We start from the raw sequence: 13,387 nt of genomic DNA on the forward strand, positions 1-13,387 counted from the left end.
GCGCGTCGGAGCCGACGCGCGCATCGCTGCCTGCCGTCTTGCCGCGCGTCACGCCCTGTGGCGTGCAGTCCTGGCGGCCCCATCAGACCCATCGAGGAATTGAAATCATGAAGATGTCCAACGTCGCGCGCGCCGCCATGGCCGCGCTGATCGGTGCTGCCGTTGCGGGCACCGCCCATGCCGAAATCAAGAACTACGAATTCCAGCTCGTTCAACCGACCATCAAGGCCGGAGCCGATCGCATCGTGACAGTGCGACTGGTCGACAAGACCTCCGGCAAGGCGGTGCCCGATGCGGTGATCTTCGCCAGCCGGCTCGACATGACGCCGGACGGCATGCAGGAGATGGCCACCAAGGTCACGCCGATGCCGGGCACCGAACCCGGCACCTATCGTTTCAAGGCGACCTTCGGCATGGCCGGGCGCTGGCAGCTCTCGCTCGGCGCCAAGGTGCAGGGCGAAACCGGGACGGTCGAAAACAAACTCGTCGTCACGGCCGAGAAATGAACCGCGCCAGCCTTGTGAGCACTGCCGCTGCGATGATCGCAGCGGCAGGTGTCGCGCTATTCGCCGCCGGCGCCATGCCGCGACAGCCGGACGTCAGCGAATTTATATCCACTGCGAACGCAGCGGACATAAATGACCCGATCTACTATCAGGACCCTGACGGCAAGCCGTTCTATTCGTCGACGCCAAAGAGAACGCCGGACGACCGAGACTATCGCGCTGTCCCCGCGAGCGCCGATATCAGCTTCGATGAGCCGGGCTCGCCGCCGGAGATGAACGCGGCCGAGACCAAGGGCGATCGCAAGATCAAATATTACCGCAACCCGATGGGCCTGCCCGATACGTCGCCGACGCCGAAGAAGGACTCGATGGGGATGGACTACATCCCCGTCTACGAGGGCGAGGACAGCGACGACGGCTCGGTGAAACTGTCGCCCGGCAAGATCCAGCGCAGCGGGGTCAAGTCCGAGCCGGCCGAACTGCGCCGGCTCCGGACGCTGGTTCGCGCGCCCGGCACGATCCAGCTCGACGAGCGGCGCATCTCGGTGGTCGCCATGCGCGCCGAAAGCTTTGTGCAGAAGGTCGCAGACGTCACCACCGGCAGCCGCGTGGCAAAAGGGCAGCCGCTGATGGATATCTATAGTCCGGCGGTGTCGTCCGCGGCGGCCGAGTATCTCGCGACCATCACCTCGAAGGCGACCGCAGGCATCGAGCCCTATGGCCGGGGCTCCCGGCAGCGGCTGGTCAATCTCGACGTCCCCGAACCCATCATCGCCGAGATGGAGAAAAATCATTCGGTACCGATCACGATCCAATGGTCGTCCCCGCGTGCCGGCATCGTGCTCCAGCGCAACGCGATCGAGGGCATGCGCGCCCAGCCCGGCGACGTGCTGTTTCGTATCGCCGACATCGCGGTGGTGTGGGCCACGGTCGACGTCGCCGAGCGCGACCTCGGCAGCATCGCCGTCGGCCAGCCCCTGACGGTACGGGCGCGCAGCTATCCCGGCCGGGATTTTGACGGCCGGATCAGCGTCATCTATCCGCAGGTGAACAGGGAGACGCGCACCGCGCGGGTGCGGATTGAGCTCGCCAACGCCGATTCTGCGCTGCTTCCAGACATGTATGTCGATGCCGAAATCGATACCGGCAATCCGGCATCGGTCGTCGCGGTTGCCGAGAGCGCGGTGCTCGACACTGGCAGCCGGCAGGCCGTTCTCATCGACAAAGGCCAGGGCCGCTTCGAAACACGCGAGGTCAAACTCGGCCGGCGCGGCGGCGGTTACGTCGAGATCCGACAGGGTCTTGCCGAGGGAGAAGCGGTCGTCACCTCCGCCAACTTCCTGATCGATGCCGAAAGCAACCTGAAAGCCGCACTCAAGGGGTTCTCTGAATCCGATCACGCGCAAGGAACTAATAGCGCCAGCGACAACACGATCGGAGCCAAGCCATGATCGCGCGCATCATCGCCTGGTCGGCACACAACCTGCTGCTGGTGCTGTTCGGCACCGGCTTCGCCGCCGCGGCCGGCCTCTATGCGTTGCTCCATTTGCCGCTGGACGCCATTCCCGATCTCTCCGACACCCAGGTCATCGTCTACACCGAATATCAGGGACAGGCGCCGCAGGTGATCGAGGACCAGGTCACCTATCCCCTCACCACCGCCATGCTGACGGTGCCGAAGTCGAAGGTGGTGCGCGGCTTCTCCTTCTTCGGCGTCTCCTTCGTCTACGTCATCTTCGAGGACGGCACCGACATCTACTGGGCCCGCTCGCGCGTGCTTGAATTTCTCAATGGCGCCGCCGCGCGGCTCCCCGCCGGCGTCACGCCGACGATCGGCCCGGACGCTACTGGCGTCGGCTGGGTCTACCAATATGCGGTGATGTCCAAGGAGTTGAATCTTGCGGAGACCAGGACGATCCAGGACTGGAACCTGAAGTTCGCCCTCGCCAGGGCGGAGGGCGTTGCAGAGATCGCCAGCGTCGGCGGCTTCGTCAGGCAGTACAACGTCATCCTCGATCCGCAGCGCATGCGCGATCTCGGCATCACCATGGCGAAGATGCGCGACGCCATCCGCGCCAGCAATGCCGACGTCGGCGGCCGCACCGTCGAGCTCTCAGAATTCGAGTATGTCATCCGCGGCAAGGGCTATCTCAAGAGCATCGACGATCTCGGCAACATCGTGCTGAAGACCGACAACGGAACGCCGGTCAAGCTGCGCGACGTCGCCCGTGTCGAGCTCGGGCCCGACGAGCGGCGCGGCATCGCCGAGCTCAACGGCGAGGGCGAGGTGGCAAGCGGTATCGTGCTCCAGCGCTTCGGCATGAACGCGCTTGACGTCATCGAGAACGTCAAGAAGCGCTTCAAGGAGATCGCAACCAGCCTGCCGAAATCGGTCGAGATCGTTCCGGTCTACGACCGCTCGAACCTCATCAAGGCTGCGATAGACACGCTCAGGCACACGCTGCTCGAGGAGAGCATCGTGGTGGCGCTGGTCTGCATCGTGTTCCTGCTCCACGTCCGCAGCGCGCTGGTCGCCATCCTGATGCTCCCGGTCGGCGTGCTGATGGCCTTCGGGGCGATGAAGCTGCTCGGGATCGGCTCCAACATCATGAGTCTCGGCGGCATCGCGATTGCGATCGGCGCCATGATTGACGCTGCCATCGTCATGATCGAGAACGCGCACAAGCATCTCGAACGCGCCGGGCCCGGCCGTTCGCGGGTGGCGATCCTGATCGAGGCCGCCACCGAGGTCGGCCCAGCGCTGTTCTTCAGCCTGCTGATCATCACCGTCTCGTTCATGCCGATCTTCACGCTGGAATCGCAGGAGGGCCGGCTGTTCAGCCCGCTCGCCTTCACCAAGACCTTTGCGATGGCGGCGGCGGCGCTGCTGTCGATCACGCTGGTGCCGGCACTGATGGTGATCTTCGTTCGCGGCAAGATCATCCCGGAGCACAAGAACCCGATCAACCGCGTCCTGATTTGGGTCTATCGGCCGGTGATCACGGGTGTGCTGCGGGTCAGGATCGTGGTGATCCTGCTCGCGCTCGGCGTGCTCGCCGTCTCGATCTGGCCCGCGCGCCAGCTTGGGTCCGAGTTCATGCCGAACCTCAACGAAGGCACCCTGCTTTACATGCCGACGACCTTGCCCGGCATCTCCGTGACCAAGGCGGCCGAGCTGATGCAGACCCAGGACCGCATCATCCGCACCTTTCCGGAAGTTGCGTCGGTCTACGGCAAGGCCGGTCGTGCGGCCACCGCGACCGATCCGGCGCCGTCTGAGATGTTTGAGACCATCGTCGACCTCAAGCCGAAGGACGAATGGCGCCCGGGCGTGACGATCGACAGCCTGATCGCCGAGATGGACAAGGCGCTCCAGTTTCCCGGCGTCTCCAACGCCTGGACCATGCCGATCAAGGCGCGCATCGACATGCTCTCGACCGGAATCCGCACGCCCGTCGGCGTCAAGGTCATGGGCCCCGATCTTGCCGGAATCGACAAGCTGGCCCGGCAGATCGAGCAGGTGCTCAAGGCGGTGCCCGGCACCTCCTCGGCCTATGCCGAGCGGAGCCTCGGCGGCTACTATCTCGAGATCACGCCGGATCGCGAGGCGTTGTCGCGCTACGGCATCATGGTGCAGGACGTTCAGGACACGATCGCCACCGCGCTCGGCGGCCAGACGGTGACGACGACAGTCGAGGGCCGGCAACGCTTCACCGTCAACATGCGTTATCCCCGCGACCTCCGCGACAATCCCAGGGCGATCGCCAGCGACATCCTGGTGCCGATGCCGGGCGGCGGCGCCGTCCCCCTTGGCGAAGTCGCGAGCGTAACACCGGCGCGCGGGCCGACCTCGATCCGGACCGAGAACGGGCAGCTCGCCACCTACATCTATGTCGACATCCGCGACCGCGACCTTGGCGGCTATGTCGCCGATGCACAGCAAGCTGTGCAGGCGAGCATCCAATTCCCGCCGGGCTATTATGTGGTCTGGAGCGGACAGTACGAATATCTGGAACGCGCCACGGCGCGCCTGAAGATCGTTGTGCCGGTCACGCTGCTGATCATCTTCCTGCTGCTCTATCTCAACTTCCGCTCGGTCACCGAGACCGCGATCGTGATGCTGTCCCTGCCCTTCGCTCTCGTCGGCGGGCTGTGGCTGATGTGGTGGCTCGGCTTCAACCTCTCGGTCGCAGTCGCCGTCGGCTTCATCGCGCTCGCAGGTGTCGCAGCCGAAACCGGCGTGGTGATGCTGATCTATCTCAACCAGGCGCTCTCCGAGGCCAAGGCGCGCTGCGCGTGCGCAGGCCGCGCCCTGACCCGCGACGATCTCGACACCGCCATCATGGAAGGCGCCGTCGAACGCGTCCGTCCGAAGATGATGACGGTGGTTGCGATCATGGCCGGCCTGCTCCCGATCATGTGGAGCAGCGGAACGGGATCGGAGATCATGCAGCGCATTGCCGTACCCATGATCGGCGGCATGATCTCGTCGACGCTGCTGACGCTGATCGTGATTCCCGCGATCTTCGGGCTGGTGAAGGGCTTTGGGTTGCGTTCGGGCGATGGGGCAGTCACGCCCGAGACGATTTCGGAGGCTACCGAATGAGCTTATAGGCCCTGCATGTTGCGGGCCGGAGGCAGTCGCATGACCACGCGCGGCTGCGACGATGAGTTCCGCACACGTAACATTATTGCAGATCGACACAGTTCCGGGTCCCATGCTACGAACCGGCACGCAACGAGAGTGACTTCGTGACTGCGATCCGCCGCCCGTTCCGACTGTTTCGCCTGCGCAACCGGCGCGGGCTGTTGGCTGCGTGCCTCGCAATCACCTATCTGCTGTCGGGCGTATTACATACCTGCCAATGCCTGGACGTGACCAATCCGTTCGGCCAGTTGGAGATCGCTGCGGCGTCTGGGCCGTCTTCTGGAGATGCAGACAGTTCAGATAGCAAGACGCTGGCGGCCCATCACTGCCATGGCTGTTTCTCGGTGGTCTTCGCGCAACTACTGCTGCCTGACGCAATGTCGGAGCTTGTCGCCGCGTCGAATCCGCCTCGCCTGACAGTGCTTGCGGGGGTCGTGCCCGATACTGACTCCCCGCCTCCCAAACGTCTGACCTGAACGGATCAACCGGGCGCCGCGTGCGCCCATCGATTCTCCTTCACAGGTCCTACTCATGTTTTGCAGGCGAACAGCCGCGCGCATGGCGTGCGCGATGGCTATTCTCATCAGCCCATCCTTTGCGCTGCCGTCCGAAGCCCAGACACTGACCATGCGCGCTGCGCTCGCGCGCGCGCTGGCCGCAAGCCCGCGGCTGACGGCGGCGGAGCGCGACGTCGGCATCGCCACGGGCCAGCGCATCCAGGCCGGCGCGCTGCTCAATCCGGAACTGTCCTACGAGCAGGACAATTCGCTCGGCTCCGGCATCTATCGCGGCACCAGATCGGCCGAGACCACGCTCCAGATCAGCCAGGCCTTTGAGCTGTTCGGCAAGCGCGACGCCCGGATCGCCGCAGGCGCGGCCGGCATCGAAGTCGCCGCGATCCAGCGCAAGGCGATCCGGCTCGAAGTGCTGTCGGAGACAGCGATTGCCTTCCTGAGCGTGCTCGGTGCGCAGCGGCGCATCCAGATCTTCGACGAGCAGATCACCGCGATCGACCGGCTGACGCCGCTGCTGCGCCGCCGCGTCGAGGCTGGCGCCTCCTCGCCGGCCGAAACCGGCCGCGCCGAGGTCGCCTCTGCGCTGGTGAAAGCCGACCGCGAGCGCTTCAAGGCAACGCTCGCCAGCGCCCGGCGCGAGCTTGCGGTGCTGATGGGCGAGCCCACGCCGAAATTCGGCGAGGTGTCTGGCCGGCTCGACACCACGGGACGGCCGCCGACGTTCCAATCGGTGGTCGCCGCCATCGATGCCAATCCGCAATTGGTGCGCTGGACCGCCGTCTATGCCCAGCGCAATGCCGAGATGCTGCTTGCGCGGCTCAAGCCTTATCCTGACGTTCGGATCGCCGCCGGCTGGCGCCATTTCAACGAGACCAATGACGACGCGGTGCGCCTCACCGTCTCGGTCCCAATTCCCGTGTTCGACCAGAACCAGGGCAACATCCTCTCGGCGCAGGAGAGCCTCGCCAAGACCAGGGCCGAGCGCGAGGCCAACCGCAACACGCTGATCGTGGTCGCCGGCCGTGCCTACGACTCGCTCCAGGGCTCGCTGCGTGAGCTTGCCGTGCTGCGCGAGATCGCGATCCCCAAGGCGGCTGAAGCTGCGGACGCGATCTCGCAAGGCTACGGCCAGGGCCGTTTCACGCTGCTCGAAGTGCTCGACGCCCAGGCGAGCGTCGCGCAAGCGCGTCTGCGCGAGCAGGAGGCGCTGCAAAACTTTCACGCGGGCGTTGCGACCATTGAGGGCCTCGTCGGCAATCCCTTCTCGCTCGCCCGGGAGAGCGCACGATGAAGGCATCCTCCACCATCGTCGTGGCAGTCATCGCCGCCGCGTTCGGCGCTTACGGCTATTCCCTGCTCGCACCGGCCACGGTCGCGCCCGCCCAGCAGGCCGCGGACAAGAAGCCGGACAAGCCGAATGACCATGTCGAGCAGGACGAACACGGGGCAGACCGAATCCGGATCAGCGACGTCAAGCTCGCTGCCGCCGGCATCGCGTTGGCCGAGGCGGAGAGCGTCACGCTGAACGACACGCTCGCCTTCAACGGCATTTTGCGCGCCAACCAGGAGGCCGTGGTGCAGGTGACGCCGCGCTTTTCCGGCGTTGCCAAATCGATCCTGAGGCGTATCGGCGACAACGTCGGCAAGGGCGATCTGCTCGCCTCGATCGAGAGCAACCAGAGCCTGACCGCCTATGACCTCAAGGCGCCGATCGGCGGCACCATCATCGAGCGCCAGATTTCGCTCGGCGAATACGTTTCCGAACAGAAGCCAGCCTTCGTCGTTGCCGACCTCTCGACCATCTGGGTCGATCTGTCGATCTACCGGCAGGACCTGAGGCGCGTTCGCCTGGGCGACGAGGTGCTGATCGACCCAGACGATGGCCGCGGCGAGATCAAGGGAGCGATTTCCTATATCGCCCCCGTGGGCTCGAGCGAGACCCAGACCGCGCTCGCGCGTGTCGTGCTGCCCAACACGGACGGAAGGCTCCGTCCGGGCCTGTTCGCGACCGCGCGACTTGTACTCGGAAAGCGCACCGTTGCAGTGGCGGTACGCACAGGGGCGATCCAGATGCTGGAGAACAAGACCGTCGTATTCGTCCGCGAAGACGACGACAAGATCGAGGCCCGCCCCGTCGAGCTCGGCGAATCCGATTCGAAGTTCGTGGAGATCCGTGCAGGCCTCTCAGTCGGCGAACGCTACGTCGCCGAGAACAGCTTCGTCGTGAAGGCGGAGATGGGCAAGGGAGACGCCGATCATGATTGATGCTCTCCTCTCTTTCTCAATCCGCCAGCGTTGGCTGGTGATCCTCATCGTGCTCGCGGTCGGCGCTTTCGGCGCCTGGAACTTCACGCGGCTGCCGATCGACGCCGTGCCTGATGTCACCAACGTGCAGGTCCAGATCAACACGCGTGCGCCCGGCCTGTCGCCGCTCGAATCCGAGCAGCGCATCACCTTCCCGATCGAGACCGCGATGGGCGGCCTGCCCAGGCTCGACTACACCCGCTCGATCTCGCGCTACGGCCTGAGCCAGGTCACCGTCGTGTTCCAGGACGGCACCGATATCTATTTCGCACGCCAGCTCGTCAACGAGCGCATCCAGCAGGCGCGCGACCAGTTGCCCGCCGGCGTCGTGGTCGCGATGGGTCCGATCTCGACCGGTCTCGGCGAGATCTACGTCTACTCGGTCGAAGCCAAACCAGGCGCGAAATCGCCGACCGGCCTCGAGTTCACGCCGACGGAACTACGCACCATCCAGGACTGGATCATCAAGCCGCAACTGCGCACCATTCCCGGCGTGATCGAAGTCAACTCGATCGGCGGCTATGAGCGGCAAATTCACGTGCTGCCGATCCCCGGCCGGCTGATGGCCTACCGCCTCGGCTTCCGCGACATCATGACAGCGCTGACCGCCAATAACGCCAATGTTGGCGCCGGCTATATCGAGCGCAACGGCGAGCAGTATCTCGTCCGCGCCCCCGGCCAGGTCGCCAATATCGACGAGATCAAGGACATCGTGATCGGCTCACGCGGCGGCGTGCCGGTGCGTATCCGTGACGTCGCCGACGTGCAGGAGGGACACGAGCTCCGCATGGGCGCGGCGTCGGCCAACGGCAAGGAGACGGTGCTCGGCACCACCATGCTGCTGATCGGCGAGAACAGCCGCACCGTGGCCCAGCGCGTGGCGGCGCGACTCAACGAGATCGCGAAATCGCTGCCCGAGGGTGTGGTCGCGCGCGCGGTCTACGACCGCACGCATCTGGTGGAGGCGACCATCCAGACCGTCGAAAAGAACCTCGTCGAAGGCGCAGCACTGGTGATCGCAGTCCTGTTCCTGATCCTCGGCAACATCCGCGCTGCGCTGATTACCACCTGCGTCATTCCCCTCTCGATGTTGTTTACGATATCAGGCATGGTCGAAAGCAAGGTCAGCGCCAATTTGATGAGTCTCGGCGCGATCGACTTCGGCATCATTGTCGACGGCGCGGTCATCATCGTCGAGAATTGCCTGCGGCTGCTCGCCGCCGAGCAGCACCGGCGCGGCCGGCTGCTCTCGCTGGAGGAACGGCTCCAGACCGTTCGCGCGGGCGCCAGCGAGGTGATCCAGCCGAGCCTGTTCGGCACGCTCATCATCGCCGTGGTCTATCTGCCGGTCCTGACCCTGACCGGCACCGAAGGCAAGATGTTCACGCCGATGGCACTCACCGTGCTGATGGCGCTCGCCGGCGCAGCGCTGCTGTCCGTGACTTTCGTTCCGGCCGCGATCGCGATCTTCGTCACCGGCAAGGTCTCGGAGACCGAGAACATCTTCATGCGGGCGGCCAGGCGGCTCTACGTGCCGCTGCTCGACCGCACCATCCGCTACCGCCGGAGCGTGGTGTTCGGCGCCGTCCTCATCGTCGCCGGCAGCCTGTTCGCAGCAACACGCATGGGCGGCGAATTCATCCCGAGCCTCGACGAAGGCGACATCACCATCGAGACCATCCGGATTCCCGGCACCAGCCTGACCCAGAGCGCCGACATGCAGATCCGGCTGGAGAAGGCGGTCAAGCAGGTTCCGGAGGTGGCGACGATCTTCTCCAAGATGGGCACCGCCGAGATCGCCAACGATCCGATGCCGCCGAATGTGGCCGACACCTTTGTGACGTTGAAGCCGCGTGAGGAATGGCCCGACCCGAAGAAGCCAAAGGACGAGGTGATCGAAGACATCGAGCGTGCCGCCAACACCCTGCCCGGCACGGCCTATGGCATGACCCAGCCGATCCAGATGCGCTTTAACGAGCTCATCGCCGGCATCCGCAGCGACGTCGGCGTCAAGATCTTCGGCGACGATCTCGAATTGCTCGCGGGCATCGCGCAGCAGGTCAACGGCGTCGTGCGCGGCATCGAGGGCGCCGCTGACGTCAAGACCGAGCAGATTGCGGGCCTGCCGATCCTCACCGTCAAGCTCGACCGCCAGGCGCTGTCGCGCTACGGCCTCAGCCTCAGCGAGGTGCAAAACCTGGTCGAGATCGCGATCGGCGGCAAGCCGGCCGGAAAGCTGTTCGAGGGCGACCGCCGCTTCGACATCGTGGTGCGTTTGCCGGAAAGCCTTCGGGCCAACCCGGACGCGATCAAATCGCTGCCGATCCCCCTGCCGCCGGGCGAGGATGTTGCGGCCGTCACGAAGACCGCGTGGCCGGGTGCGTCGGGCACGGCGCTCCGCTACGTCCCGCTGTCCTCCGTTGCGACGATCGAGATCGCGCCCGGCCCCAACCAGATCAGCCGCGAGAACGGCAAGCGGCGCGTGGTGGTGATGGCGAACGTCCGTGGGCGCGACCTGCGTTCCTTCGTCGCCGAGACGCAAGCCGCCGTCGCGGAGAAGGTCAAGCTGCCGCCGGGCTACTGGATCGGCTGGGGCGGCCAGTTCGAGCAACTGGTCTCCGCGACCAAGCGGTTGACAATCGTCGTACCGGTGGCGCTCGCGCTGGTGTTTCTGCTGCTGTTCATGGGCATGGGATCGGCGGCGGATGCGGCTCTGGTGTTCTCCGGCGTGCCGCTGGCCTTGACCGGCGGCGTCGCAGCGCTGCTGCTGCGCGGCATCCCGCTGTCGATCAGCGCCGGTGTCGGCTTCATCGCGCTGTCGGGCGTTGCCGTGCTCAACGGCCTCGTCATCATCGCCTTCATCGAGCGGCTGCGCAGCGAGGGGCGGCCCGTTGCCGATGCCGTGCGCGAGGGCGCGTTGACGCGGCTGCGGCCGGTGCTGATGACCGCACTGGTCGCCTCCCTCGGCTTCGTGCCGATGGCGCTCGCGACCGGCGCCGGCGCCGAGGTACAGCGGCCGCTCGCGACCGTCGTGATCGGCGGCATCATCTCCTCGACGGTGCTGACGCTGCTGGTGCTGCCGGCGCTCTACGTGCTGTTCCGACGTGACGGCGCGCGCGAAACGCCTACAATGGCGCCTGATTTGGCAGCTTCCGGGGAGCGATAGAATTGGGCAGCCACGACCATCACGGTCATGACCATGCCGACCACGCGCATGATCATAGTCACGACCACAGTCATGGTCATGGTTCTGGCCACGCGCATGTCCATGCGCCCGCCAGTTTCGGCAAGGCGTTCGCGATCGGCATTACGCTCAACACCGCACTGGTCGTGGCGGAAGCCGTTTACGGCTATCTCGGCAACTCCACCGCGCTGCTGGCGGACGCCGGCCATAATCTCAGCGACGTGCTCGGCCTGATCGTGGCCTGGGGCGCATCGATCGCGGCCCGGCGCGCGCCAAGCGGCCGCTTCACCTATGGCCTGCGCGCCTCCACCATTTTGGCGGCGCTGGCCAACGCGGTGTTCCTGCTGGTCGCGACCGGCGCGATCGGCTGGGAAGCGATCCTGCGCCTGCGCGAGCCGGAGCCGATCGCGGGCGTCACAGTGATGGTGGTCGCCGGCATCGGTATCCTCGTCAACGGCTTCACCGCCATGCTGTTCGCACGCGGACGCAAGGACGACATCAACATCGAAGGCGCCTATCTGCATATGGCGGCCGATGCCGCGGTCTCGCTCGGCGTCGTGGTCTCGGCGGCGCTGATCATCTGGACCGGCTGGCTCTGGCTCGATCCCGTCACCAGCCTCGTCATCTGCGCCGCCATCCTCTGGAGCACGACCAGTCTGCTCCGCGGCTCCATCGACATGTCGATGGCGGCAGCGCCGCGCGGCACCGACCTCGACGCGATCAAGACGTTTCTGTTGGCGCGCCCCGGCGTCTCAGGGATCCACGATCTCCATGTCTGGCCGATCTCAACCACGGAGACGGCGCTGACCTGCCACCTCGTCATGCCCGCAGGCTCCGCCGGCGATGCATTCCTGATGGAGACGGCGCATCTGCTGAAGACCTCCTTCCGCATCGGCCACACCACGCTTCAAGTCGAGACGCATCCCGACAATGGCTGCGCGCTGGCGCCGGATGATGTGGTGTGACGGCTCGTTAACACCTAGTCTCAATCTCCGCTGTCGTCCCGGACAAGCGCGCACAAAGCGCGCGTAGATCCGGGACCCATAACCACAGGGAGTGGTTTGGCGAAGACTCGGAGTTACCTGCTGTGCGCCACAACCACTCCCTGTGGTTATGGGTCCCGGCCTTCGCCGGGACGACACTGAGCGTGTGGTACCGACTTACACCACAGCAATCGCCCTTACGCCGCCTTCGCCGTCACGATCCAGATCGCGCCTTGCAACGCGACCGACTGCCCCTTGAGGAATGGCGCGAGCGTCTCGCGGATCGAGGCTTTGGCGGCCTCATGGGTCTCCGGCGGATGGCCTTGCAGCGCGCGGCTGGCGGGGCCGATCTGGAGCGAGCCGTCGACGGCGGCATCAAGGCCGCCGCCGATCGCGATATCCATCGCGAGATTGTGCGGCTCCATCGCGACGTCGACGAAGCCGGCGCCTTTGAGGATGCGCATCACACGCTCTTCGGATGCGAAGGCGAACGGGCCCGGCTCCTCCGGTCCGACCGGCGGCATCTTGGGGACGTGTTTGTAGACCGCCATCAGCGGCGTCATCATCCAGGGATTTTCCTTCGGCTCGCGCCAGCAGGCAAACGCCAGCCGTCCCGACGGCTTGAGCGCATGACGGAGGTTGGTGAAGGAGGCAATCGGATCGGCGAAGAACATGACGCCAAAGCGCGAGGCCAGGAGATCAAAGCTCGCCGGCTCGAACGGATGGACCGTCGCATCCGCCAGCACGAAATCGAGCGGCAGGCCCTTTGGCGCCATCGCGCGCGCCTGCGACAGCATGGGGTCGGAGACATCGAGGCCGAGCGCAAATCCGTTCGGCGCCACCGCCTTGGCGAAGGCGACCGTCGTCGCGCCGGAGCCGCAGCCGACATCGATCACACGCTCGCCCGGCTTCGGCTTGGCGCGATCGATCAGAACGTCGGCGATCGGTCCGAGCAGCCTCTCCTGCGCCGCGTGGCGGTCGGCCCAGCGTTGTCCGCTGGGTCCGTTCCAATAGGCGATCTGGTCGGCATTGGGTTCGTGGCCGGTAGTGCTGCCCATTATTCATTCCTCTCCAATATTGTCCAGACGACACGTCATATGACTGCATCCTGTCTCGTTCATCGCGTCGACTTCAGGGCAAGATCGACGGTTGACGGAACATCACCAGAGCCGGCGCCGCGCGTGCGCCGCATTGGTTTCACCGAACGGCCACATCAGAATCAGATGCCAACCAGATTTGGTCGATAG

General features: G+C 65.4%; 9 protein-coding genes. 8 read left to right on the forward strand and 1 reads right to left on the reverse strand.

Translation table 11 applies throughout. The annotated features are described in order from the left end of the window. Positions 1-107 precede the first annotated feature (107 nt). The 8 genes from UB31_RS35050 (at position 108) to UB31_RS35080 (ending at position 12,122) form a co-directional block, all read left to right on the forward strand. Complete coding sequence (locus UB31_RS35050) at positions 108-506, forward strand: FixH family protein (RefSeq protein ID WP_045014128.1); 399 nt, start codon at positions 108-110, stop codon at positions 504-506. After that, positions 503-1,957: an efflux RND transporter periplasmic adaptor subunit gene (locus UB31_RS35055; RefSeq protein ID WP_045014129.1), complete on the forward strand. Its 1,455-nt coding sequence runs from the start codon at positions 503-505 to the stop codon at positions 1,955-1,957. The genes UB31_RS35050 and UB31_RS35055 overlap by 4 nt, the downstream gene beginning before the upstream one ends. After that, entirely contained in the window at positions 1,954-5,112 is a 3,159-nt protein-coding gene (locus UB31_RS35060) for an efflux RND transporter permease subunit (RefSeq protein WP_045014130.1), read from the forward strand. Before UB31_RS35055 ends, UB31_RS35060 begins: the two co-directional genes overlap by 4 nt. Before the next feature lie 146 nt (positions 5,113-5,258). Further along, a complete protein-coding gene (locus UB31_RS40920) occupies positions 5,259-5,630 on the forward strand; it encodes a hypothetical protein (protein ID WP_082078723.1) in 372 nt (123 codons plus the stop codon). Between the two features lie 55 nt (positions 5,631-5,685). Next, a complete protein-coding gene (ihpA, locus tag UB31_RS35065; protein WP_045014131.1) occupies positions 5,686-6,960 on the forward strand; it encodes a divalent metal ion exporter subunit IhpA in 1,275 nt (424 codons plus the stop codon). After that, the gene (ihpB, locus tag UB31_RS35070) at positions 6,957-7,934 is read left to right on the forward strand and encodes a divalent metal ion exporter adaptor subunit IhpB (RefSeq protein WP_045014132.1); all 978 of its coding nucleotides are present in this window, start codon (positions 6,957-6,959) and stop codon (positions 7,932-7,934) included. The genes ihpA and ihpB overlap by 4 nt, the downstream gene beginning before the upstream one ends. Further along, positions 7,927-11,139 carry an efflux RND transporter permease subunit gene (locus UB31_RS35075; RefSeq protein WP_045014133.1) on the forward strand — a complete coding sequence of 1,071 codons (3,213 nt, stop codon included), beginning with the start codon at positions 7,927-7,929 and terminating at the stop codon, positions 11,137-11,139. The genes ihpB and UB31_RS35075 overlap by 8 nt, the downstream gene beginning before the upstream one ends. 2 nt (positions 11,140-11,141) lie before the next feature. Further along, the gene (locus UB31_RS35080; RefSeq protein ID WP_045003132.1) at positions 11,142-12,122 is read left to right on the forward strand and encodes a cation diffusion facilitator family transporter; all 981 of its coding nucleotides are present in this window, start codon (positions 11,142-11,144) and stop codon (positions 12,120-12,122) included. 215 nt (positions 12,123-12,337) lie between these two features. Here UB31_RS35080 and UB31_RS35085 read toward each other — a convergent pair whose 3' ends face one another. After that, positions 12,338-13,198 carry a class I SAM-dependent methyltransferase gene (locus UB31_RS35085; protein WP_045014134.1) on the reverse strand — a complete coding sequence of 287 codons (861 nt, stop codon included), beginning with the start codon at positions 13,196-13,198 and terminating at the stop codon, positions 12,338-12,340. Between the last annotated feature and the right edge of the window lie 189 nt (positions 13,199-13,387).

Source organism: Bradyrhizobium sp. LTSP849 (assembly GCF_000938255.1).
Taxonomy (GTDB): domain Bacteria; phylum Pseudomonadota; class Alphaproteobacteria; order Rhizobiales; family Xanthobacteraceae; genus Bradyrhizobium.

Excerpts from the sequence above, each read along its gene's own strand:
- UB31_RS35085 (WP_045014134.1), bottom strand. The coding sequence starts at position 13,198 with ATGGGCAGCACTACCGGCCACGAACCCAATGCCGACCAGATCGCCTAT.
- UB31_RS35050 (WP_045014128.1), top strand. The coding sequence starts at position 108 with ATGAAGATGTCCAACGTCGCGCGCGCCGCCATGGCCGCGCTGATCGGT.
- UB31_RS35075 (WP_045014133.1), top strand. The coding sequence starts at position 7,927 with ATGATTGATGCTCTCCTCTCTTTCTCAATCCGCCAGCGTTGGCTGGTG.
- ihpB (WP_045014132.1), top strand. The coding sequence starts at position 6,957 with ATGAAGGCATCCTCCACCATCGTCGTGGCAGTCATCGCCGCCGCGTTC.
- UB31_RS35060 (WP_045014130.1), top strand. The coding sequence starts at position 1,954 with ATGATCGCGCGCATCATCGCCTGGTCGGCACACAACCTGCTGCTGGTG.
- ihpA (WP_045014131.1), top strand. The coding sequence starts at position 5,686 with ATGTTTTGCAGGCGAACAGCCGCGCGCATGGCGTGCGCGATGGCTATT.
- UB31_RS35055 (WP_045014129.1), top strand. The coding sequence starts at position 503 with ATGAACCGCGCCAGCCTTGTGAGCACTGCCGCTGCGATGATCGCAGCG.